The organism is Ghiorsea bivora, assembly GCF_000744415.1.
In the GTDB taxonomy this organism is placed as follows: Bacteria; Pseudomonadota; Zetaproteobacteria; order Mariprofundales; family Mariprofundaceae; genus Ghiorsea; species Ghiorsea bivora.
This window is the reverse complement of the sequence record NZ_JQLW01000007.1, coordinates 153179-175770: the sequence shown is the minus strand read 5'-3', so window position 1 is coordinate 175770 and position 22592 is coordinate 153179. Positions and strand designations below refer to the sequence as shown.

At 41.1% G+C, this 22592-nt stretch carries 23 protein-coding genes and 1 tRNA gene; 5 read left to right on the top strand and 19 right to left on the bottom strand.

Going from position 1 to position 22592, the window contains the following annotated elements:
• Nucleotides 1-4 precede the first annotated feature (4 nt).
• Complete coding sequence (locus DM09_RS05355) at nucleotides 5-1843, top strand: sodium:proton antiporter (protein ID WP_038248278.1); 1839 nt, start codon at nucleotides 5-7, stop codon at nucleotides 1841-1843.
• Nucleotides 1844-1851: 8 nt separating this feature from the next.
• The gene (gluQRS, locus tag DM09_RS05350) at nucleotides 1852-2691 is read left to right on the top strand and encodes a tRNA glutamyl-Q(34) synthetase GluQRS (protein ID WP_051938186.1); all 840 of its coding nucleotides are present in this window, start codon (nucleotides 1852-1854) and stop codon (nucleotides 2689-2691) included.
• A gap of 4 nt (nucleotides 2692-2695) precedes the next feature.
• Here the strand turns inward: gluQRS and phoU (DM09_RS05345) are convergent, their stop codons facing one another.
• From phoU (DM09_RS05345) to DM09_RS05315, 7 genes are all read right to left on the bottom strand, one after another.
• Complete coding sequence (gene phoU, locus DM09_RS05345) at nucleotides 2696-3394, bottom strand: phosphate signaling complex protein PhoU (protein ID WP_038248274.1); 699 nt, start codon at nucleotides 3392-3394, stop codon at nucleotides 2696-2698.
• A 128-nt stretch (nucleotides 3395-3522) separates the two neighbouring features.
• A complete protein-coding gene (gene phoU, locus DM09_RS05340; protein ID WP_051938184.1) occupies nucleotides 3523-4221 on the bottom strand; it encodes a phosphate signaling complex protein PhoU in 699 nt (232 codons plus the stop codon).
• 9 nt (nucleotides 4222-4230) lie between these two features.
• Nucleotides 4231-4989: a phosphate ABC transporter ATP-binding protein PstB gene (gene pstB / locus DM09_RS05335; protein ID WP_038248272.1), complete on the bottom strand. Its 759-nt coding sequence runs from the start codon at nucleotides 4987-4989 to the stop codon at nucleotides 4231-4233.
• Between the two features lie 6 nt (nucleotides 4990-4995).
• The gene (gene pstA, locus DM09_RS05330) at nucleotides 4996-6150 is read right to left on the bottom strand and encodes a phosphate ABC transporter permease PstA (RefSeq protein ID WP_038248270.1); all 1155 of its coding nucleotides are present in this window, start codon (nucleotides 6148-6150) and stop codon (nucleotides 4996-4998) included.
• Nucleotides 6151-7389 (bottom strand): phosphate ABC transporter permease subunit PstC, encoded by a 1239-nt coding sequence (pstC, locus tag DM09_RS05325; protein ID WP_038248267.1) that lies wholly within the window; start codon nucleotides 7387-7389, stop codon nucleotides 6151-6153.
• 148 nt (nucleotides 7390-7537) lie between these two features.
• Nucleotides 7538-8608 carry a substrate-binding domain-containing protein gene (locus DM09_RS05320; protein WP_038248266.1) on the bottom strand — a complete coding sequence of 357 codons (1071 nt, stop codon included), beginning with the start codon at nucleotides 8606-8608 and terminating at the stop codon, nucleotides 7538-7540.
• Between the two features lie 170 nt (nucleotides 8609-8778).
• The gene (locus DM09_RS05315) at nucleotides 8779-9768 is read right to left on the bottom strand and encodes a porin (RefSeq protein ID WP_038248264.1); all 990 of its coding nucleotides are present in this window, start codon (nucleotides 9766-9768) and stop codon (nucleotides 8779-8781) included.
• 177 nt (nucleotides 9769-9945) lie between these two features.
• On the opposite strand from DM09_RS05315, the gene DM09_RS05310 reads away from it, so the two are divergent.
• From DM09_RS05310 to DM09_RS05300, 3 genes are read left to right on the top strand one after another with little or no spacing between them, the layout of a single operon-like run.
• The gene (locus DM09_RS05310) at nucleotides 9946-10476 is read left to right on the top strand and encodes a Crp/Fnr family transcriptional regulator (RefSeq protein ID WP_051938182.1); all 531 of its coding nucleotides are present in this window, start codon (nucleotides 9946-9948) and stop codon (nucleotides 10474-10476) included.
• Nucleotides 10477-11172, top strand: coding sequence for a winged helix-turn-helix domain-containing protein (locus DM09_RS05305; RefSeq protein ID WP_038248262.1), 696 nt, complete (start codon nucleotides 10477-10479; stop codon nucleotides 11170-11172).
• Nucleotides 11121-12350, top strand: a complete 1230-nt coding sequence (locus tag DM09_RS05300) for a sensor histidine kinase (RefSeq protein WP_081881105.1) — start codon at nucleotides 11121-11123, stop codon at nucleotides 12348-12350. The genes DM09_RS05305 and DM09_RS05300 overlap by 52 nt, the downstream gene beginning before the upstream one ends.
• 200 nt (nucleotides 12351-12550) lie before the next feature.
• On the opposite strand, the gene DM09_RS05295 is transcribed toward DM09_RS05300, so the two are convergent.
• The 12 genes from DM09_RS05295 to DM09_RS05240 form a co-directional block, all read right to left on the bottom strand.
• Nucleotides 12551-12627: transfer RNA gene (locus DM09_RS05295), tRNA-Pro, on the bottom strand.
• Between the two features lie 16 nt (nucleotides 12628-12643).
• On the bottom strand, nucleotides 12644-13039 hold the full coding sequence (locus DM09_RS05290) for a MerR family transcriptional regulator (RefSeq protein WP_038248260.1): 396 nt from the start codon (nucleotides 13037-13039) through the stop codon (nucleotides 12644-12646).
• Nucleotides 13040-13056: 17 nt separating this feature from the next.
• Nucleotides 13057-13335: an integration host factor subunit alpha gene (locus tag DM09_RS05285; protein WP_038248258.1), complete on the bottom strand. Its 279-nt coding sequence runs from the start codon at nucleotides 13333-13335 to the stop codon at nucleotides 13057-13059.
• Nucleotides 13336-13423: 88 nt separating this feature from the next.
• A complete protein-coding gene (locus DM09_RS05280) occupies nucleotides 13424-14107 on the bottom strand; it encodes an ABC transporter ATP-binding protein (RefSeq protein WP_038248256.1) in 684 nt (227 codons plus the stop codon).
• Entirely contained in the window at nucleotides 14108-15301 is a 1194-nt protein-coding gene (locus DM09_RS05275; protein WP_038248254.1) for a cyclic nucleotide-binding domain-containing protein, read from the bottom strand. It abuts the gene before it with no gap.
• Nucleotides 15302-15316: 15 nt separating this feature from the next.
• Nucleotides 15317-16567: a lipoprotein-releasing ABC transporter permease subunit gene (locus DM09_RS05270; RefSeq protein ID WP_232507760.1), complete on the bottom strand. Its 1251-nt coding sequence runs from the start codon at nucleotides 16565-16567 to the stop codon at nucleotides 15317-15319.
• Nucleotides 16564-17910: an ArsB/NhaD family transporter gene (locus DM09_RS05265; RefSeq protein WP_038248252.1), complete on the bottom strand. Its 1347-nt coding sequence runs from the start codon at nucleotides 17908-17910 to the stop codon at nucleotides 16564-16566. The genes DM09_RS05270 and DM09_RS05265 overlap by 4 nt, the downstream gene beginning before the upstream one ends.
• Entirely contained in the window at nucleotides 17903-18373 is a 471-nt protein-coding gene (locus DM09_RS05260) for a CBS domain-containing protein (RefSeq protein WP_038248251.1), read from the bottom strand. The genes DM09_RS05265 and DM09_RS05260 overlap by 8 nt, the downstream gene beginning before the upstream one ends.
• Nucleotides 18374-18396: 23 nt before the next feature.
• Nucleotides 18397-19929 carry a lysine--tRNA ligase gene (gene lysS, locus DM09_RS05255; RefSeq protein WP_051938178.1) on the bottom strand — a complete coding sequence of 511 codons (1533 nt, stop codon included), beginning with the start codon at nucleotides 19927-19929 and terminating at the stop codon, nucleotides 18397-18399.
• 4 nt (nucleotides 19930-19933) lie between these two features.
• On the bottom strand, nucleotides 19934-20362 hold the full coding sequence (gene ndk / locus DM09_RS05250) for a nucleoside-diphosphate kinase (RefSeq protein ID WP_038248249.1): 429 nt from the start codon (nucleotides 20360-20362) through the stop codon (nucleotides 19934-19936).
• Between the two features lie 268 nt (nucleotides 20363-20630).
• Entirely contained in the window at nucleotides 20631-21566 is a 936-nt protein-coding gene (gene trxB, locus DM09_RS05245) for a thioredoxin-disulfide reductase (protein WP_038248247.1), read from the bottom strand.
• 84 nt (nucleotides 21567-21650) lie between these two features.
• Nucleotides 21651-22472 carry an adenylate/guanylate cyclase domain-containing protein gene (locus DM09_RS05240; RefSeq protein ID WP_051938176.1) on the bottom strand — a complete coding sequence of 274 codons (822 nt, stop codon included), beginning with the start codon at nucleotides 22470-22472 and terminating at the stop codon, nucleotides 21651-21653.
• Nucleotides 22473-22592 lie beyond the last annotated feature (120 nt).

Here is a 22592-nt window from a genome sequence, read left to right as displayed (position 1 = left end):
TTTCATGTTGATTGAAAGTACGCCAACCACAGCTTTTGTGATTGCAGTATTAATTGCTGTGGCAGCACAGTTGCTCGCCGCACGTTTGAAGTTCCCACCCATTATTATTTGGTTGATTGCGGGCATGGCATTGGGTACCTATGGTTTGGACTGGATTCGTGCGGATTTGCTTGCCGGTGCGATGCATACGCTGATTGAACTTGGTTTGGCGGTGATTCTTTTTGAAGGTGGGCTTAATCTTAACCTAAAAACATTAAAAGAGCATGGTTGGACAGTGGGTAAACTGGTCATTGTAGGCCCTGTTTTAACCATGTTGTTGGGTGGTTCGTTGGTGCACTTCCTTATTGGTATGGATTGGCCCATATCTTTGTTATTTGGTGCTTTGGTTGCTGTTGGTGGTCCCACCGTGATTACACCCATTGTAAGGCAGGTACGCTTGGATAGGGAAGTGAGTCATATTCTAACCAGCGAAGCCATGTTGGTGGATGGTGTGGGTGCAATTTTGGCGATTGTGATGCTGCAAATTGTGCTTCTTCCTGACCCCGATATGTTGCATAGCTTTCAAGAAATCATGGCAAAATTTGTTGTGGGTGCTTTTGTCGGTGTGATTGGTGGCTGGTTGCTTGGTAAAGGACTCAAACATAACTTTGCTGAAGGTGTAGAATTACGCGTGGTGGTCAGTTTAGCCAGCTCTTGGGGTATCTTTCTCTTGGCAGATCAAATCAGTTCGCAAGCGGGTTTGTTGGCGGTGTTGATTTCAGGCGTGGTTTTGCAGCGTATGGACATACCCGACTTGCAAAACTTAAAACATTTTAAAGGTAGCTTATCTATGCTGCTTATCTCTGTGTTGTTTGTATTGCTGGCTGCAAATTTGAACCTTTATGTGATGGAAACTTGGTTATGGCAAGGTTTACTTATCTTTGTGGCATTGGCATTGGTTGTTCGTCCTTTGGTGGTGTGGTTATCATCCGTTGGTGGACATTTAAACCATAGGCAAATGATATTTCTTGCCTTTATGGCACCGCGTGGTGTTGTTGCAGCAGGTGTAACCTCTTTGTTTTCTCTGATTTTGTGGGAGGCAGGTAATCCACATGCGGAAACTTTATTAGCCCTTGTATACATCATCATTATTATCTCTGTGTTTATATATAGTTTTTTGGCCAGACCCATGAGTCACTGGTTGGATGTGAAAGGTGGTTCAGATCGTTCTGTACTCATTGTTGGTGGTGGGCAAGTTGGTGCAGAGCTTGGGCGTTTATTAAGCGAGGATAGAGAGGTTCGCTTTTTAGATTTAAATAGCGAAGTGGTGAGAAACCTCAAACATGCAGGTTTTATTGCAGTGCAAGGTAATGCTTTGGATCCATTGTATATGGAAGTGATTCATGCCGAAGAAATTGATACCGTCATAGCAATGACAGGTTCTTCTGATCATAACTTACATATTGCGCGTTTGGTACAAGAAAAGTTTCATGTTTCAGAAGTGTATGTAACTTTACAAGAAGGTGATGAGAAAAAACATAGTAGTTTAATTCATCAGTTGCAGGTTAGGCGTTTGTTTGCCAAGCCTTACACGTTTAGTTACTGGCATGATCAAGCTGTGCGTAAACGTTTGGTATTTGATACCCAAGTGGTTGAACCAGGCTCTAAACTGATTGGTTTAAAGATGAGTGAAGTGCGGATTCCACATGGGGTACAACCTTTGGCGGTGGTGCGTAATGGGCAGTCGCATATTATTCATGACGATTTGGTTTTGGAAGAAGGTGATGATATTTATGCCTTGCTTCGCCCTGAGCGGGTGAAAGAAGGACAAACGATTTTTACTGTGCCTACATCGGCAAGTTAAGGTCAGATTTGAAACGAACGCGTTTTGCGCCATCACCAACGGGTTTATTGCACCTTGGTAATGTATATTCAGCTTTAACATGCGAACAATGGGCAAAAGAACATGATACACAGCTTTTATTGCGTGTAGAGGATATTGATTTCACACGTTGTAAACCAACACATACAGAACAACTGCAGCATGATTTGGCATGGTTAGGTATCCATTTTCATGCGGTGTCATTTCAACAACAGCGCTTAGCTTTGTACGAAAAGGTTTTGCAGCAATTGATAGATATGGAAGTGTTGTACCCATGTTTTTGTACACGAAAACAAGTGGATGCAGCTTTACATGCGCAAAGTGAAAGTAAGCTGAATACATTGCATCAGCGTTTAGATGTTTACCCTGGCACATGCAAACTCTTGGCTATGCAACAACGGCAGCAGAAGATGTTGGAGCAAACGTATGCTTGGCGCTTGAATGCCGCTGTGGTGTCGGAAATGATAGGGCAATATTGTGTCTGGTATGATACACAAGGTGTTGCCCAAAATTTTAAGGTGCTCGATATTGGTGATGTGATTATTGGGCGAAAAGATATTCGCTTTAGTTATCATTTGTGTGTGGTGGTTGATGATGCAATACAAGGTATAAGCCATGTCATACGCGGCGAAGACTTACGCAGTAGCACCCCAGTTCACCGTGTATTACAGCTTTTACTGGGTTATGATTCTCCTGCATATTTGCATCATAAGCTGATTACCAATCAAGAAGGTACACGTTTAGCCAAAAGTAAGGCATCCCCAACTTTAAAAAGTTTGCGTGATAGTGGAGTGACAGCCAAACAAATACGTCAATCGTTAGGTTTTTAAAGTTTTATTCTTCGCCTGAAAGCAAACGAGCTGCAGCTTCATGATCCACATGACGAATATCATGACCACGTTCCATGTAAATGACCATTTCTGCAATATTTGTCGCATGATCGGCAATACGCTCAAGATTTTTTGCTACGTTTGATAAAATGATCGATGAACCAATCACTCTGGGGTCTTCCATCATATAGGTTAACATTTCTCGATACATACGTTTATATAAAATATCAATACCTGCATCTTTTTCGATGACAAGCATGGCAAGTTCGGTGTCACCCCGAGAAAAAGCATCCAAAGCGCGTTTAACTTGGCGCACCACTTTTTCACCCATAATATCAAGGTTGGAGAAGTTTCTTGGTGGGTTTTCTTCCGCACGTAACATGCCTTGTGCGATGCCTGAAGCTAAATCACCCATACGTTCTAAGTCTGTGACCAACTTGATAATACCCATGATAAAACGTAAATCACCCGCTGCAGGCTGCCTACGCACCAATATTTCGCGGGTCATTTCATCACACTGAACTTCCAAGGCATTGATTGCTTTGTCGCGCTCTAAGGTTTTAAGTGCAAGTTCTTCATTTTGTTCAAGCATGGATTTCACAGCATTTTCGATCGCACGCTCCACCAAGCCACCCATAGCAAGAATATGTGTCTTTAATTCATCAAGCTCTTCATCAAAGCGTTTCATGGTATGTAATGGCATGTTTGTTCCTTTATTGAAAGTAGTAGCACGACTTTTTAATTCATAGCAAATATAAAAGCAAGTATAATCAATAGCTTGTGATATAACTTACAAATCATTTGTGGTGAAAAAGTATGCGTCAAATTTGTTTATTCATCTTCATCATCAAGCACATCATTGAGTTCTTCTATGCTTAAATGGCGAACTTCATGTGAACTTGATGCATAAATGACCATTTCGGCAATATTGACAGTATGGTCACCAATACGCTCAATGACTTTAGCAATATTGGTTAAAGCAATAGAGTGGCTGATGCTTGCAGGGTCTTCAGCCATACGTGTGAGTAGCACGCGCTGGCAATTTTCATACGAATCATCAAGCAGTTTGTCTTGCTCAATAACTTTTTTAGCCAAAAGGACATCCTGATTAATAAAGGCTTTTCGCGTATTTTTGACTTGTGTGAGTAAAATCTCACGCATAATAGGCACAGAGGTTGATTTCCTAGGAATAAAACCATCCATTTCTAAAGCATTTTTCGCTAATTTTGTTGCCAAGTCACTCATGCGTTCAAGGTCAGTGACAATTTTTGTTGCAGAAAAGACTGTACGTAAATCGGATGCAGCAGGTTGAAATTGGATAATCAATGTACGTGCAAGCTCATCAATTCTAAGCTCTAAGGTATTGACCACATCATCCCGCTCAATCACGCGTTTTGCCATTTCAGCATCAACTTCAAAAATTGAAGCTAGACTTTGTTTAATGTTTTTCCGCGTAATTTTAAACATGGTGTTGATAAGTTGGTGTAACTCATTGAGTTCATCATCAAAGCGGCTAAGTGTATGTGGCATCGTTATCTCCTAACCAAATCGACCCGTAATATAGTCTTCTGTTTGTTGTTGTTGGGGTTGACTAAATAATGTTGATGTTTCACCAAACTCAATCAAATTACCCATATAAAAGAAGGCTGTGTTATCGGATACACGCGCAGCTTGTTGCATATTGTGGGTTACCATAATGATGGTAAAATCTTGTTTGAGTTCATCAATCAGCTCTTCAATTTTTGCTGTAGCGATAGGGTCAAGTGCTGAGCAGGGTTCATCCATTAAAATCACATCAGGTTTAACCGCGATGGTGCGAGCAATGCAAAGACGCTGTTGTTGCCCACCTGAAAGCGCAGTGCCTGGTTCATGCAGTTTATCTTTGACTTCATCCCATATGCTGGCTTTGCGAAGCGCGGTTTCCACCAGCTCGTCCATGCCATCTTTATCCACCATACCGTGAATTTTAGGCGCATAAATAATATTTTCATAGATGCTTTTGGGGAAAGGGTTGGGCTTTTGGAATACCATGCCAACATGGGTACGAAGTTGCACCACATCGACATCAGGGGCATTAATATCTTTGCCATCCAAAAGCACACTACCTTCAATACGGCAATCCACAATCCTATCGTTCATACGGTTAAGACATCTTAGTAGGGTTGATTTACCACATCCTGATGGTCCAATAAGGGCTGTCACTTTTTTCGCTTCAAAATCAACATCTATACCATGCAAAGTCTCATGGTTGCCATACCAAAGCTTTAGATCGGACACACTAATTTTAGGTTTACTCATAGGGGCTTACCACCTCACTTCAAACTTTTTGCGCAAATACACGGCTAACGCATTTAAACTTAATAATACGGTTAAAAGCACCAAAATACCTGCTGCTGTGCGCTCTTCAAATGCGCGAATCGATTCAGATGACCATGTATAGACTTGCGCAGGTAATACGGTTGCTGCATCAAGTATGCTTCCTGGTGCATCGGGTATATACGCCATCATGCCAACAATCAACAAAGGTGCAGTTTCACCCATAGCTTGTGCTAATCCAATAATTGAACCGGTTAAAATACCAGGGAAAGCTAAGGGTAAGACATGGTGAATGACCACCTGAAGGCTAGATGCCCCCAAACCAAATGCTGCATCACGAATACTTTGTGGCACAGAGCGCAAAGCTGCTCGGGTGCTGATGATAATGACGGGCAACGTCATCAGGGCAAGGGTCAAACCACCCGCTAAAGCTGAGGAACGTGGTACACCCATCACATTGATAAAAATAGCAAGCCCTAATAAACCATATAAAATCGAAGGAATAGCGGCAAGATTATTGATATTCACTTCAATGGCTTGGGTAAACCTATTGTCTGGCGCAAATTCTTCCAGATAAATAGCCGTCATCACACCAATGGGCACAGATACTGCAATCGTGATAAGCAAGACCATGATGGAGCCCATCGCAGCAGCAAGTACGCCTGCATTTTCAGCCATTTTGGAATCACCACGGGTAAAAAAGTTTGTATTAAAGCGAAATTCAATTTTTCCATCTTGGTACATCTGCTTAACTTTTTTACGATACTTCTTCTTTAGCCCATGCCCTTCATGCCCTTTTAAGAACTGATCAACTCTATGATTGGCAAGTGACCATTCTTCTTGCGTTGTGCCCATAAGTTCAGGGTGTGCTTCCAACTTTTGACCCAGTGTGCGCAAGAATGATTTACTCACCAAGCGTCGGTATGCCTTGGGAATCGCCTTGTTGTAGTTGTGTATCATACTTTGGTTATAAGAAACAGGCACTTGAATATAAGCCTGTTCAAAAGCAGGCGCTGCTTTGCCAATAATATCAGCAAAGAAGAAAATTAAGAAACAAAGGGCAAAGATAATGGCTGTAAGCCCATAGAGTTTGAAACGCTTATCTGCACGATAGCGGCGTTTTAATTGGGGCGACAAGCTCATTTATTCATACCTCTGGGTAAATTTTCGTACGATGATGGTAGAACCAATATTTAGCACTAGTGTGACTGTTAAAAGAACCAAACCCAAAGCAAAGGCTGCTAGGGTAAATGCAGAGTCAAATTCTTGGTCGCCTGTTAATGCTTCAACGATTTTAACGGTAACTGTTGTCACGCCTTCCAAAGGGTTAGCCGTAAGGTTGGGGCGAAGTCCTGCCGCCATGACCACAATCATGGTTTCACCAATGGCTCGGGAAGCTGCCAATAAGAAAGCAGCAACAATACCTGGAAATGCGCTCGGTAAAACCACATGGCGAATGGTTTCGGATTGTGTTGTGCCGAGTGCAAGTGAACCATCACGTAGCGGTTGAGGTACTGCACGAATCACATCATCAGAAAGTGATGAAATAAAAGGAATAATCATCACGCCCATAATCATCCCTGGTGCAAGCGCATTGGTAAAATCTGCATGTAAACCCAAAGCATCAGCAGCTTGCACAACCAAGGGGCTAATGGTGATAGCAGCAAAGAAACCATAAACAACTGTGGGGATACCCGCCAAAATTTCTAGTGTTGGTTTTAGGATATTACGCACACGGCTACTGGCATATTCCGACATATAAATGGCTGCAAACAAACCCACAGGGATGGCAACCAGCATGGCAATCACTGTAATCATTAATGTGCCTGCGAAAATAGGTAATGAGCCAAATTCTGGCACCGCACCACCTTCATCACGCCCCGCACCAATCAAAAATGCTGTGTCAGGGTTCCAAGTTGTGCCTGTAAGAAAATCCCATAGTGGGATGATGTTAAAAAAGCGAATGGCTTCAAAAAGTACGGAGAAGACAATGCCTATTGTGGTAAGAACAGAAATCAACGCAGCAATAAAAAATAAGCGTTTAGATGTTTTCTCAACAGCTTGCCTTGCCCTAAAATTGCGTTGGATATGTTTGATGCTGATGGCGAAGTTGATGATTGCAGCTATAAAGACGATGGTAAGCAAGATTTCAGGTTGCGAAACTAAGCCACTTATATGTAAAATTGAATATATAAAACCAATCATAAGGGCAGGGGTAAGCACTTTACTTACGGCATACCAACCAAAGAAATTAGGGCGGGAATGAAGTCTACCTTCAATGTTTTCGATATGGATAGCTTTATTACGGGCAAATACATAAGCCGCAATGGATAAAGAAAGAAGACCAGCGGTAAACCAAAGAAAGATATCTGCTGTTGTCATGGGGTATCAAAGCTCCGTGTAAATATCTTGAAGTGCATAAAAATCGTGAGGGCGAAACTAAAACATTTGTCACTGCATGGGAAGCAGAAAGGGTAGGGCAAAAAAAAGGCTGAGGAACTTCCTCAGCCTTCATTTACTTCAATGCAGCTTAGTGTTTATTTGCAAAATCTGCTGCGGTTAGATTTTTCAAAGATTTCAAGTTTGCACGGTAGTGAGCAAGCTCTGCTTTTGGCAATGGAATCAAGCCAATTTCAGTACACTCGCCGCCTTCACCAACCATTTGGTCACTCATAAATAAGTTGGCATATTCCATCATGCCTTTAACTTTGCCAATGTGTGATTTTTTGATGTAGAAGTATAGTGAACGAGATAGCGGATATGTGTGACCAGAAATAGTTTCTGGAGTTGGAATCACACCATCAATGATTGCTGGTGAAATACTATCGCTGTTTTCTTCCAAGTAGCTGTAACCAAAGATACCCAAAGCAGATGTATCACGAGCAAGTTTTTGCACGATTAAGTTATCATTTTCACCAGATGGGATATAAACGCCATCTTGACGGATTTTATGATATTTTTTGTATGCTTTGTTTTTCTTTTTGTCAGCTTTGTAAAGCTTAGTGTAAACATCCATGTGTTTGGTCAAGTGTTTCAAAATCATGTCTTCGAATGCATCACGTGTACCAGAAGATGTTGGAGGACCATAAACGCGGATAGCGCGGTGTGGTAATTTAGGGTTGATTTCATTCCAGAAGTGGTAGTTGTTTTTAACCAAGTGAGAACCGTCTTTGCTTGGTACTTCAGCAGCAACTGCCAACATCAAATCTTTGCGAGAAAGGCTGATGCTTGGCGCTTTTTTAGATTGTGCGATGGCAATACCGTCATAACCCACAACCATTTCTGTAATGTCCTTTACGCCATTTTTTTGGCATTTTGCAAACTCTTTCGCTTTCATGCGACGAGATGCGTTGGTGAAGTCAGGTGTATCCATGCTTGCGCCAGCGCAGAATAATTTCATGCCGCCGCCAGAACCTGTAGATTCAACAACAGGTGTTTTGAATTTGCCTGTTGCGCCCAAAGCTTCAGCAACATAGCTAGAGAATGGGTAAACTGTTGAAGAACCAACAATCTGAATGTTTTCTTCAGCTTGGGCAATATTAGCGCCTAGCGTAAAGCATGTTGCAGCAACGGCTGCAATAGCAATAATTTGTTTTTTCATCAATGAACTCCTCTGTTCAATAAAGTTTTGTGACACTCTACAGCATTATGTGACAGTGATATGACAAGCGGAAAGTATTTTCATCTATAAATTGTATATATAAATAGAAAAAACCACCAGCCTTGCAGCTGATGGTTCTCCTAGGATATTAAACTTTGAGGAAGTTTAAATTAGAATTTGAACTGTGAAAACAAACCTGTTGTTGATTTATCACTACCTGCAGTTCCACCAACATCTGAAGTCCTGTCAGAAACTAGGGAAAGAACAACACCTTTGGTTGCGTGGTAATCTAAAGAAACAACGGTGCGAGTTTCTTTTGTTTTACCAACTACACCATAGTCCAAGCTTTCATTACGGATATATCCGCCGAAGTCTCCAGAGCGAGCCATAGCCCAAATTTCAGTACCTTTTTCAGTTACTGTGGTGTTTGTAAGTTGGTCTTCAACTTTGTTGGCAATAACATTAGCAGCAATACGATAAGATATATCACCTTTATGACCATAAGAAACAAGGAACTGAGTCAAAGTGTTTTTGTTTTCTGCTGTTCCAGCTACGAATTTACCTAAGTAACCAGTACGGTAACCCAAGTCAAACTCTAGTCCTTTCATTGGTTTTACACCGAAACGTGTCTCAAGATCAGTTTTCTCTGTTTTACCAGTGCTACCATAACCACCACCGTTAATTGAAACGATATCGTATGAGAACATATTTACTTTACCTTGAATGCCAACACCAGCATCAGCAGATGCAGCCATTTTATGTGTATCTACAAAGCTTTTAGAAATATAACGATGTTCGTTCATTTTATCTTCATAACCAATCCATGGTGTTGCAATCATACCTAGTTTGACTTGCACAGCATCAGAGAATTTACCTTTCAAGTAAGCATACTTTAAAAATACATTGTTACTTTTTTTGGTGCTACCATCAATTGATGAATCTAAAGTTACGCGGGTTGACCATACGTCATCAACTTTCTTTTTAATTGTAATGTATGTACGTTTAATGTCACCAGCGGTTTCATTTGCTTTGCCTGTTGCTGTGTGTTTAGAGTAATCAAAGTAAACCTTTCCTTTTACTTGAACGTCCCCAGCGTGAGCTGCTGTCGCAGATAGCGCAGTTGCAAGTGCAAGTGCTGTTAGTGATACTTGTTTTTTCATGTTATATCCCTTCCTAGTTGGTAATTATATCAGCGCTAAGCACCGAAAGTTTATCTTGCGCCGAAGTGTATGAAGTTTTATGACAGTAGTGTGACACATGCTATTTGTGTTTCGTGTCATCATCTTGTCATCTTTATATAGATTAATCCCTGCTTATTAAAGAGAAGGAGAATACATATGAGTATTGAGAATATTATGGAATATTCTAAGAAAGAAGTCATGGTTGAACCATTGATTGAGTCAAATGCAGACTTTCAAGCATTTTATAGTTTGCCATTGATTGCGGAAATGAAGAAAAAACATGCCATGACATTGTTTAGTTGTATGACACGTGAGGATTTTCAAGTAGGGGACGTGATTTATGAAGCAGGTACGCCATCAGTGGGGAAAATGAACTTAATTTTAGATGGCAAAGTGAATGTTAAAAGCGAAAGTGGTTATCCATTTAGTAGCCTAACGACAGGTGATGTCTTTGGTTTGTTTTCGTTCTTGGATGAAAATAGAAATCATTCGGTTACACTTACCGTAGATAAAACGACAAGGGTATTAAGTATAGATAGGTCTTATTTTGATTTGATTGCTTTGGAAGAGCCGAAGTTAGGTAACCAATTGATGCGTTTTATGTTTAGGCTTTTGAGCAAAAAGGCATCTGAGTTGGAAGTAGAGTATGCACATATGCATCGCTTTGCATTTGGTGGGAAGGTGTGAATGACAACAAGTAGTAAACATATCCTTATTGTTGAAGATGATTTCTCTATCGCAAGGTTGATAGAGATTCATTTGCAGCGGGAAGGTTATGATACAACCATATGTGATAATGGCTTAGATGCCCAAGATTTATTACAGAAAAACCAATACAGCGCTCTGATTTTAGACAGGATGATTCCTGGTAAACGTGGGCTGGATGTATTGCGTTGGATTCGAGGGCATGAAAGGCTGACTACACTTCCTGTATTGATGGTAACGGCTTTAACCATGACGGATGAAAAAATTCGGGGCTTAAATGAAGGTGCTGATGATTATATTGGTAAACCTTTTGAGCCTGATGAGCTTGTTGCACGTTTGGCAGCCTTATTACGCCGAGCCACCAGCAGTAAAACAGAAACTTTTGATGCCCAAGCGATTCAAATGAATGAAGAAAGCATGGAAGTGAAAGTGGATGGTAAGTTGTTATCGCTTCGACCGCTAGAGTTTAAACTTTTACAAACCTTGATGGGTAAGGCGGGTAGGGTGCTTTCTCGCGAGCAATTATTAGATATTGTGTGGGGTATGGATTCATTTGTTGAGGAACGCACTGTGGATGCAACCGTCAAACGTTTGCGTAAAGAACTTGCAGCTTGTGGGCAAGGTGAATGCATACAAACGATTCGCGGCATGGGTTATCGCTTTCAAGAGAAAACATGATTGGTGAAGCTTTTTTATGGGTTTTGGCATGTTTAAGCATGATATTTTGGCTTGTTTTTCGCCTTAACCAAACTTCCAAACGTTTGCACGCCCATGAAATCAAACATGAGCAACTCAAACGCGAATATGATAACCTAAAAAACACACTAGCCACCCGAGGGCGTCGTTTGGATGTATTGTTATCTACGATTTCAGAAGTGGTTCTGCGCGTTGATGAACAAGGGCGAGTGCTTGGTGGGAATGAACAAGCTGAGTCGTTGTTCCATTTTCAACATAGCATTGTGTTGCCGCAGTCCATGCTGGTGTTTTACCGAGATAGTGAGTGGTTAAAAGCTTTTCAACAAGCGATTGATGCTTTGCCAGAGCAGAAAACCTTGCCAGAAATGAAGGTGGATGGTCGTGTATTATTGCCTCGGTTAGCTGCTTTGAGCGATAAAGAGGCATTGTTATTGTGTTTAGATGTCACCGCTTATACGCGTTTGCAGCAAAAACAAAAGTCATTGTTGGAAAATTTGATGCATGATCTTAAAACACCACTCACATCATTATTGGGTTATGCTAGAAGCATTGAAACGTTTGCTGATGATGAAGATTTACGCCATGAAGCAACATCTGTGATTGTCAAAGAAGCAAAACATATCAACAACTTAATGAATAGCATGTTGACACTGAACCAAATCGAACATGATAAGACAGAGAAAGATGCGCAATGTTCCATTATCCATGTTCATGAACAAGTATGGGGCTCTCTACAGCATAAAATACAAGCTAAGGCTATAAAGTTGGATATTGAGATTGATGTAGACAATGAAATGGTCAGGATGAGTGAAATAGACTGTCATCGTATCCTGATGAATATTGCTGAAAATGCATTGAAGTTCTCACCTGAAGGGGCAAGTATTTTTTGCCATATTGTTGAACAAGAAACATGTGTTTCCATTGCTATTCAAGACCAAGGTTATGGCATTCCAGAAACCCATCTGAAACGTGTTGTAGAGCGTTTTTATCGTGTCGATAATGTTAGGGGACGTGAAAAACAAGAAGGGCATGGTTTGGGTCTAGCTATTGTTAAAGAAACCTTAGAGCGAGATGGTGGTCATTTACTTTTGGAAAATAGCGAAGAAGGTGGTTTGCTTGTTACCATAAGTATACCCAAGGTATCATTTGTAAATCCTTGAATTAAGGCCTGATAACCCAACAGAAGTCACAGAATAAGAGTTGTGTTATGATCTCTATCCATCAAATACAGATACACTTCATCATCAATATATTGACGATGCAGACTTAAAAGTAGGTAGTCAATCATGGCAAAAGTTAGGGAATAGGGAAATCTTAGGGAATTTTAAAATCTATAAGCTATTGTTTTATAAGTAAAAAATGGTCGGGACGGCAGGATTTGAACCTGCGACCACCACACCCCCAGTGTGGTGCGCTACCAAGCTGCGCTACGCCCCGTATTTAGATGTATTCTTTAGAAATCGAGAAGGCGTTTGATGTTTTCTAACTCTTCACGAATGGTATTGAGGCTAACTGTAGCGTTGTTGTGCTGAGCTTCAACAATTTCTGAAATATCACCCGTAGCCAGTCGTTTTTTTGCACCCCGAATTGTAAAGTTTAAGTCATATAACAAGTGTTTTATTTGCAGGGCAATATAGACATCACGATGACGGTAAAACCTACGGTTTCCACTCTTTTTAACGGGTTTTAAATGTTTAAATTCGGTTTCCCAATAGCGAAGTACATGGGGTTCGATGCCGCATAAATCACTAACTTCACGAATAGAAAAAAAGAGTTTGTCGGGGAGAGTGGGGACATCAATGCCTGCATGTTGTAAAATTTTCAACTGAGAAGAGCCTTGGGCGCTCATAAATATTTATGTGCTCCTCAATCTTTTTTTAGTTGGTCTTTAACAAGTTGACTGGCTCGAAATGTTACAACTTTCCTAGGTTCAATGATAATGCTTTCCCCTGTTTTGGGGTTGCGGCCACGGCGAGAGTTTTTCGCGCGAACCATAAAGTGACCAAAACCTGATATTTTTACATCTTCACCTTTTTCTAGGGTGTTTTTTATTTCTTCTAAGACAATTTCAACAATATGTGAGGACTCCTTTTTTGAAAGCCCAACACGATCACAGATAATAGTGGCAATCTCAGCTTTGGTCATAATTCCCTCGGAACAACTGAAAATAAACTTGCTTTAGCCCGATAAGCTAGAAACAGTATTAGCGATAGTATTCAAAGTTATTGTTTTGTCAAGACTTTTTAGATTTTACGATTTGAAGCTTATGATGTGACAACTCATAGACCTCATCACAAGCATTGGCAAAGCTCTTGCTATGTGTGACCATAATTGTAGCTATTTTATATGCTTTACAGGTATCTTTTATCATATTAAAGACAGTATGAGCCGTTGCTTCATCTAGGTTTCCTGTGGGTTCATCGGCAAGCAAAAGCTTGGGTTGTGTAATAATTGCTCTTGCAACGGCAACACGTTGTGCTTCTCCGCCTGAAAGGTGTGCAGGTATATGAGATGCTCGTTCACTAAGACCCAATAAACCCAGTAGATCAAGCGCTTTTTCTTTTGCATAAGTTTTGTTTTTACCTTGAATAAGTAAAGGTAACATGATGTTTTCTAAAGCTGTGAGTTCGGGTATAAGATGGTGAGACTGGTATACAAAACCAATATCTCGGTTGCGTAACATAGCTAAGTCCTGCTCTTTTAAAGCATGAATAGCGATTTCACCCAAGTGAATTTCACCAGAATCTGCTTGGTCTAATGTACCTAAGAGTTGTAAAAGTGTGCTTTTACCTGAACCCGATTCGCCAATAATAGCCATGAATACGCCAGCTTGTAGGCTGAAGCTGATATCATCAAGAATTTGTAATGGACCTAAAGGTGTTGGATAAGCCTTACTAAGGTTGGCGACAGTAAGCACTTATTTTTTGTCTTTGAGGGTTTTGATAGTATTTATCACGCGTTGTTTTAAATAAGCCTCAACAACTTTACGCACTGTGGGAAAATCTTTAGCAATGGCATCAAATTTATCACGGGTTAAGGTGAGAAGCTCAACGCTGCCAATAGCCGTCACGGTAGCTGTACGTGGTTTACTGGTGAGCATGGATACCTCACCAAAAAATGAACCTTCGCCTAAGTTTCCTAAAACGACCTCTTTGGTCGATATACGCACTTTACCTGAACGAATCAGGTAAAATGTACTCTCAACATCACCCTCTTTAATAATCACATCACCATCGTGAAAAAAGGATAGGCTAAATTGTTGAGCCAATGGTATGCGTGCATCTTGAGGGATACCTTCAAAAATAGGCGTGATGGCTAAGATGCGAGCAAGTACGCGTCTTCTGTAAAAATCTTCAACTGTATCATGGATAGAAGGGTGTTTTTCTACCCATTCATCAAATACTTTCCGGTGAATAATCAATAAACTCACATCAGACTCAGCAATGGCAGAGTTTTGATGTGGTTCTTTATTCATAAATGATAGTTCACCAAAAAAATCACCTTCACCTAAACGTGAAAAAACTTGCTGGGAACCACGAATACCTTTGGTTTCCAAACGTACAGCACCCATACCAATCAAAAACAAGGCGTTTGATATTTCATTGGCTTCGTAAATAACATCACCTGCTGCATATTCTTTAAGCTCTAAAGATTCAATAAAATCGTCCAGCTCTTTGCCAGCAAGACCAGAAAGTAAGGGGGTACGTTCAAAGCTTAATTTGGCTTTATCTGTTGGTGAGGCTTGTATATCTGATGTAGCACCATGGGGGGCAATCGTGCTGATGGCCCAATTGTCACCACGCTCTGTTGAAAGGTCACGCAGTTTTTCTTTAATTTCTGTTTGTTCAGGGTCTAAGCGAAGTATGAGCTTGTTAATGGCAATAGCTTGTACAACAAAACCATCATCAGCGTATGCTTTAGCAATTGCAGTATAGGCACGAACAGCACCTTTAGAGTCGCCCGTTTTTTCACGCATTTCTGCAACTTTGGTAAAAATTCTTAAATCTTTTTCATCGTTTTTGTGAAGTTCAGTATATAGTTTGAGTGCGTTTTCATACTTGCCTGCCATCAGGGCTTGTTTGGCTTTCTTTTTCAGCGCTTCTAACGACATAAAACAACTCCCTCATCACTCATAACGCAAGGCCTCTGCAGGTGGTACTTTAGCAGCTCGCCATGCGGGGTAAAGTGTTGCCAAAAAACCCATCAGTAAACTTACACTTGCAACAATTATAATCGATGTAGGCTCCATAATAGCAGGTACATGGTCAATATAATAGACATCACCTGACATAAATGTGGTATGGGTAACCTTTTCAATCCAAGCTACAATAGATTCCAAGTTGGATGCTAAGAAAATACCAGCCAAACAGCCCAGTAAAGTTCCAAAGCCACTGAGCAACATGCCCATAAGTAAAAAGATGCGGATGATGGAGGCATGTGAAGCACCTATGGTTTTGAGAATGGCAATTTCTTTACGCTTTTCCATCACCACCATCACCAATGATGAAACCATATTGAAGATAGCCACCAAAACGATTAAGAAGAGAATGATACTCATAGCTGTTCGTTCCATTTTTAAGGCTTGAAAGAAGGACTGATGCCTATGCTGCCAATCTGTGACCCAAGCATCGCTTGGTAAAGCATTACGTGCTATTTCTGCTACTTGGGCTGCTTGGTCGCGGTTTTCCAAATGAAGTTCTATGCCTGTAATGGCATTACCGACACGATTTAGGCGTTGTACAGCTTGAATATGGGTGAGAATAAGACCAACATCATATTCATAAAAACCCGAGTCGAAAATGCCCGTAATAACAAAAGACTTTATGCGTGGTGAAGCACCCATGGGGCTGATGCCGCCTGAAGGTGTTAATAACTGCACTTTATCACCCACGCTGATGGATAGTTTTCTAGCCAACTCTTTACCAATGACGGCTTCAAAAATATTGGTTTGTTGTGGGTTAGGTAAAGATAAAAAAGAACCTTGGGTGATATGTGCGGAAATCACAGTGTCTTGGGCTGCATCAATACCTTTGAGCATTGCACCCACCGAACGTGTACCGTGGTGAGCAAGGGTTTGTGTGCTGATATAGGGCAATGCTTGCTCAACATGGGGTAATTTTTGACTGATATCTAACCAAGCTTGCCAGTTCGTAAAGGTATCACCAGGTCCTTGAATTTCGACATGTGATGAAAAGCCTAAAATCTTATCCCGTATTTCAGTAGCAACACCATTCATGACCGACATCACAACAATTAAGGTCATCACACCAATTGCCATACCAATTGCTGAGCTCCAACCAACCAGTGAAGCAAAACGTTCACCTCGCTGTGAACGTAAATAGCGTAAAGCTAAAAGAAGTTCAAAGGTTTGAATCAAGTGAGGTAACGCAGATACAAATAAATATGTGAAACAGCAATACTCATAATCATCAAGAAGAATGCGTGTTTCATAAATTGTAGGAAGTAAATGGGGTGTCCAGCACGTTGGGCAAACCCTGCAACAATAAGGTTGGCAGAAGCGCCAATCAATGAGCCATTACCACCCAAACATGCGCCCAGCGCTAAAGCCCACCAAATAGGTTCAATCGCTTCTGCACCACCAAACGTTGGTGCCATGCTATGCACCAGTGGAATCATGGTGGCAACAAAAGGAATATTATCAATCAAGGCTGAAGCAATAGCTGAAACCCATAACACAGCACCAACTGTGGCATTAAAGTCACCATCTGTAAGCGCAATAACTTTTTCACCCAACATGGCAATCACACCCGTGTGCTCCACACCCGTAACAATGATGAATAAACCAACAAAAAAGAAAATCGTTGTCCATTCAACATCAGCCATCACTTTTTCATAAGCATGGTCTTTGTCGTGTACAGGTTCCCCATAAGTTTGAAGTAATAATAATGCTGCTGCGCCAAACATGGCAATCGTTGCTGGTTCTAGATGGAAGGTATGAGCAACAGAGAAACCTGCAATGACAGAAAATAAAACAAACAAACATTTTTTTAGCAAAGGAATATCTTGTAATGCCTCACCTTCATCAAACTTCATAATGAGGTCACGTTTTTCTTGAGTAGCTGTCAAGTCGCGTCCAAACATCAACCAAATAAAACCTAAAGTGAGTAAAAAGATGACCGGTGTGATAGGGGTTAAATGAAATAAAAAATCTGTAAAGCTCAGGTTTGCTGCAGAGCCAATCATAATATTTGGAGGGTCACCAATCAGTGTTGAAGCACCACCAATATTGGAAGCGAAAATTTGTGCAAACAAATAAGGGTAGGGGCGGACACCCAAAGCATCGGTAATTAATAAAGTTACGGGCGCAATCAGAAGTACTGTGGTGACATTATCTAAAAATGCAGAAAATATAGCTGTTACAATGGAAAGCATCACCAATATGCCCCAAGGGTTACCTTTTACAACCTTTGCCGCTTTGATTGCAACATATTGAAACATACCTGTTTTTTGACTGATGGTTACAATAACCATCATACCTGTTAATAAACCAATGGTGTTAAAATCAATGCCTGCAACGGCTTGTTGTTGGGTAATAACCCCACAAAGTACCATCAAACCAGCACCCAACAAAGATAATACAGCGCGGTTAAACTTCTCTGCCATAATCACACCATATACAACCAATAAAATGGTCACAGCAACCCAAGTTGGGTCTAAACCAAAAATAATGGATGCTTCATGTGTGCTTGTATTATGCATCATTCACCTCGCTTGTTTTATATTTTAAGCGATTAAGAATGTCTCCTGCTGAAATGACACCCAATAGTTTTTTATTGTCATCCACCACAAGCGCATACTCATGTTTACCATGTGATGCAATAGCAGCAGCAACAGACAGTAGTGATTCATCTTTGCCGACGAGTAAAGGGGATGTGTCAACCATATCGCTAATAGGGCTGCGAATAACCTCTTCATATCGTTTACATAAAATACCTAGGTCAGGTGCATAAGAAATTTGATTTAAATCGCCACTAATAAGATAATCGGGGATTATATTTTCCATGATAGAAAAGGTTGATAATAGGCCTTTGACAAGACCTTGTTTATCAATAACAGGCAACATACGTAGCTTTTCACGGTTCATTTTTGCATGTACATCACCGACAAGTTCATGTTCTTGTGCGGTAATCACGTTGGTCACCATAATTTTCTCAGCAAACATATAAGACCTCTTTTATCCTTATTTTATTCGGGGCGCATATGTGGGAACAATAAAACGTCTCGAATAGAGTGTTGCCCTGTTAACATCATCACCAAACGGTCTACGCCGATACCAACACCCGCAGCTGGAGGCATACCAAATTCTAGGGCACGTAGATAATCTTCATCAATGCCTGTTGCTTCAGCATCACCTGCTGCTTTGGCTTGGGCTTGTGCCACAAAACGACCGCGTTGGTCGTCTGGGTCGTTCAGCTCTGAAAAACCATTGGCAATTTCACGACCTGCGACAAACAACTCAAACCTATCGGTAACGGTTTCATCTTCATTATTGCGACGAGCCAGTGGTGATACATCAACAGGGTAGTGGGTGATGAAAGTAGGTTGTGTAATTTTGGGTTCAACAAGTTCTTCAAACAATGCAAGCAGGTAATGCCCAGCTTTCCAAGTAATTAAAGGTTTAATGTCTGGAATTTCTTGCAAACATACGGTTGCCAACAAAGCTTTATCATTGGCATGCCCACGCAAGTCAGGGCGGTGTTCAAACACGGATTCATCCAAACGAATACGTTTAAACGGTTGACTAAAATCAAGGTCAACACCTTCCCAAGTGGACTGTAAATTATTGGTGCCTTTTGCAACATCGCGAATAAGTGTTTCTGTTGTGTCCATAGCATCATTAAAATCAGCATAAGCCTGATAGAATTCAACCATGGTAAATTCGGGGTTATGGGTAGCATCAAGCCCTTCATTGCGGAAATTTCGATTGATTTCAAAAACACGTTCAAAACCGCCTACAAGCAGGCGTTTTAGATAAAGTTCTGGTGCAATACGCAGAAATAATTCCATGTTTAAGGCATTATGATGTGTTGTAAAAGGGCGGGCAGCAGCACCGCCAGCCTGTGTTTGTAACATGGGTGTTTCAACTTCCATAAAATCATTGGCTTCTAGCCCACGACGAATCAAAGAAATGATTTGTGAACGGGTGCGGAAGGTGTGGCGTGATTCAGGTGTAACAATTAAGTCAACATAACGTTGACGATAACGTGTTTCAACATCGCTTAACCCTTGCATTTTGTCTGGTAAAGGGCGCAAACATTTGGTTATCATTTCTACATGTGAAACTTTAATCGATAATTCCCCTGTTTTTGTGAAAAACAAGGTTCCTTTCGCGCCAATGATGTCGCCCAAATCCCATTTTTTTGTTGGGTTATAGACTTCTGCACCACCCAAGGCATCCCGGTTAAGAAAAAGCTGGATATCCGCTTCCTTATCTTGGATTTTTACAAAGCTAGACTTGCCCATGACACGGTGTGCCATCAAGCGACCGGCAACAGTAACTTCAATGGCTTTTTCAGCTAAGCTATCTTTATCCAAGTCACCATATTGTGCATGGATAGAGGCAAGTGAAGTATTGCTGCGCCAAGTATTGGGATAAGCATTACCTTGCTCACGCATGGTTGCCAATTTCTCACGGCGCACACGTACTTGTTCAGGTAGTTGCTTGGTGTTTACCTCAGCTTTGTTTTCTGTTTCTGGAGCAGAAGTCTGTTCAACCATAATCTTAAAGGCGACTGTTAATATCTAGGTTTGAAAAGAAAAAGTCTATTTCAATAGCAGCATTTTCTTCAGAGTCAGAGCCATGTACAGCATTGGCATCAATAGAATCTGCATGGTCAGCACGAATAGTGCCTTCTTCAGCTTCTTTCGGGTTGGTTGCACCCATTAACTGACGGTTCAATGCAATTGCATTTTTACCTTCTAAGCACATGGCCAATACAGGGCCAGAACTCATGAAACTGCAAAGGTCTTTATAAAATGGACGTTCTGCATGCACAGCATAGAAACGACCTGCTTGCTCTGCACTTAAATGTATCATGTTTGTTGCAATTACAGACAAACCATTTTCTTCAAAGCGGCGAATAATGTCACCAATAACATTTTTTGCGACCGCATCAGGTTTGATAATTGATAGTGTACGTTGAACTGCCATGCTTTTTACCTCGAAAACCGTATAAAGAACGGTATGCTTTGATTTAATAAAGTCGGCACTATAGGAGGGTGTGCTGCATTCTGCAATTAAGAAAAAAACTGATGGTTCTCTTCTTAGATTTTACAGATTTCTTTACCTATATCAAGAAACATTTTTGTCTTTTAAATTGAATAGATAGCATGATTTTCTAAACTGAATGCAAGCTATTTAACTATAGACTTGGCTGCCCAAAAGGGGAGGTTGTTAGACAACCAAGTCACTGTTGCTGTTAAGCTTGTGACAAAAAGCGTTCGGCATCAAGTGCTGCTTTGCAGCCTTCGCCTGCTGATGTAATGGCTTGGCGATAGACAGGGTCTGCCACATCACCAGCCGCAAATACACCTGCAACAGATGTTGCTGTTGTTTTGCCTTGGGTGATGATGTAACCCGTATCATCCATTTCAAGCTGACCTTTAACAAAGTCAGTATTGGGTTTGTGACCAATAGCAATAAATACACCATGCACAGCCAATTCTTTGGTGCTATCATCCTTGGTTGAACGTAAACGTGCTCCAGTCACTCCTGAATCATCACCCAATACTTCATCCAATACATGATTCCATTCGATATTCACATTATCTAAGCTCATCAATTGGTCTTGCATGATTTTTTCAGCGCGAAGTTCATCACGGCGATGAACCAAGGTGACAGATTTACAAATATTCGCCAAATAAATGGCTTCTTCCACTGCTGTATCACCACCACCGACAACAAGTACATCTTGGTTACGATAAAAGAAACCATCACATGTTGCACATGCAGAAACACCTTTACCACTGAACTTTTCTTCCGATTCCAAGCCGAGATACATAGCAGATGCACCTGTAGCCAAGATTAAAGCATCACATGTATACTCGCCATCATCACCAGAAAGTTTGAATGGGCGAGAAGATAAGTCAGAGCTGTGGATATGATCCCAAATCATTTCGGTGCCAAAACGCTCAGCTTGGGCTTTGAAATCTTCCATCATTTCAGGGCCCTGAACGCCATCTTTATAACCAGGGTAGTTGTCCACATCAGTGGTGGTGGTTAATTGTCCACCAGGTTGAATACCTTGAATAATCACAGGTTTAAGGTTGGCACGTGCCGCATAAATGGCTGCCGTATAACCTGCAGGACCAGAGCCTAGAATGATAAGATGATGATGTTGAGGTGCTTTGCTCATAATGAATTAACCTTGATATGAATTTGATGGTTGCGAAGGGTACACAAAATGATGCTGATTTGAACAGCAACGTTACTTTTTAAATCAATCGAAGAGATGGCGAGCTTTATAACCTATGCTACCAACCAACCCACGTCCTTTGGGTGACACCTCGTATAATGTGCTTACACCTACACCTTTGAGGGTGAGGTTGCGTGGAGGGCCAATCACAATATCATCAGAGTAGTCTCGAATTTTAGTGTGAATCAATCCATAAACAATTTCATCAATCAATACCTGATTAGTGCGGGCAATGCCTTCAATCCTTGCCCCTTTATCCATAGCGTGACCAATATAATCCACACTAGGGCCGGGTATTTCTTTCACATAGCCGCAAGTGATACCAATGCGGCAATCCATTTTACCTACGATTTTTTTCAGTTTTTTGCGCTCACTATCCAAGCTGCTGGTCATAAGCATGGCAGCAAGCACGGCATCAATTGCCGTTTCAAACACAGCCATCACACCATCACCCAAACGTTTAACCACGACACCATGATTGCGTTCGATGGCCTCTTCACAAATATCACAAAACATACGGTTGCGCATAAAACCTTTGGTATGTCCCATTTCACGTTTGTATTGCGTGGAGCCAACCAAGTCTGTGAACATAATACATTTGTATTGATCGGGTGTGGTCGCAATCACATTGGCAACGTCTTCAATGATTTTATCAAAGTTGATAGGTGTGGTGTCGAGTTGGTTTGAAGAACGTTTGGCAGCAAGGGTAGGCAGTATTGCCGTTTCACCATTGGCAATCATTTCTATGGTTGAGTCATGTTCTAGGGCTTGCTGAATTTCATCGGCTTGGCTGTGTTGATTGGGTTTAATTTCTTTTACCACATGATGTTTATTGTGCTTAGTCATGATTTTTTCTCCCCAGTCATTGCAACCATACTTGTTCAGAGTTTCCCTTACTAAAGTGCACGATATGGTTTCATTCAAGACCAATAATAAATGTAACCTATAGCACAACTTTGTGCAACT

Bases quoted from the DNA above. Each gene is read 5' to 3' on its own strand.
- phoU (WP_038248274.1), bottom strand. From the start codon at position 3,394: ATGCCATTACATACCATGAAACGCTTTGATGAAGAGCTTGATGAATTA.
- pstA (WP_038248270.1), bottom strand. From the start codon at position 6,150: ATGAGCTTGTCGCCCCAATTAAAACGCCGCTATCGTGCAGATAAGCGT.
- pstC (WP_038248267.1), bottom strand. From the start codon at position 7,389: ATGACAACAGCAGATATCTTTCTTTGGTTTACCGCTGGTCTTCTTTCT.
- DM09_RS05260 (WP_038248251.1), bottom strand. From the start codon at position 18,373: ATGTTTGCTGAGAAAATTATGGTGACCAACGTGATTACCGCACAAGAA.
- lysS (WP_051938178.1), bottom strand. From the start codon at position 19,929: ATGGTTGAACAGACTTCTGCTCCAGAAACAGAAAACAAAGCTGAGGTA.
- phoU (WP_051938184.1), bottom strand. From the start codon at position 4,221: ATGCCACATACACTTAGCCGCTTTGATGATGAACTCAATGAGTTACAC.
- DM09_RS05275 (WP_038248254.1), bottom strand. From the start codon at position 15,301: ATGTCGTTAGAAGCGCTGAAAAAGAAAGCCAAACAAGCCCTGATGGCA.
- DM09_RS05240 (WP_051938176.1), bottom strand. From the start codon at position 22,472: ATGACTAAGCACAATAAACATCATGTGGTAAAAGAAATTAAACCCAAT.
- DM09_RS05315 (WP_038248264.1), bottom strand. From the start codon at position 9,768: ATGAAAAAACAAGTATCACTAACAGCACTTGCACTTGCAACTGCGCTA.
- DM09_RS05355 (WP_038248278.1), top strand. From the start codon at position 5: ATGTTGATTGAAAGTACGCCAACCACAGCTTTTGTGATTGCAGTATTA.
- DM09_RS05300 (WP_081881105.1), top strand. From the start codon at position 11,121: ATGCATACAAACGATTCGCGGCATGGGTTATCGCTTTCAAGAGAAAAC.
- DM09_RS05320 (WP_038248266.1), bottom strand. From the start codon at position 8,608: ATGAAAAAACAAATTATTGCTATTGCAGCCGTTGCTGCAACATGCTTT.
- pstB (WP_038248272.1), bottom strand. From the start codon at position 4,989: ATGAGTAAACCTAAAATTAGTGTGTCCGATCTAAAGCTTTGGTATGGC.
- trxB (WP_038248247.1), bottom strand. From the start codon at position 21,566: ATGAGCAAAGCACCTCAACATCATCATCTTATCATTCTAGGCTCTGGT.
- DM09_RS05285 (WP_038248258.1), bottom strand. From the start codon at position 13,335: ATGACCAAAGCTGAGATTGCCACTATTATCTGTGATCGTGTTGGGCTT.
- DM09_RS05310 (WP_051938182.1), top strand. From the start codon at position 9,946: ATGAGTATTGAGAATATTATGGAATATTCTAAGAAAGAAGTCATGGTT.
- ndk (WP_038248249.1), bottom strand. From the start codon at position 20,362: ATGGCAGTTCAACGTACACTATCAATTATCAAACCTGATGCGGTCGCA.
- DM09_RS05265 (WP_038248252.1), bottom strand. From the start codon at position 17,910: ATGCATAATACAAGCACACATGAAGCATCCATTATTTTTGGTTTAGAC.
- DM09_RS05305 (WP_038248262.1), top strand. From the start codon at position 10,477: ATGACAACAAGTAGTAAACATATCCTTATTGTTGAAGATGATTTCTCT.
- DM09_RS05290 (WP_038248260.1), bottom strand. From the start codon at position 13,039: ATGAGCGCCCAAGGCTCTTCTCAGTTGAAAATTTTACAACATGCAGGC.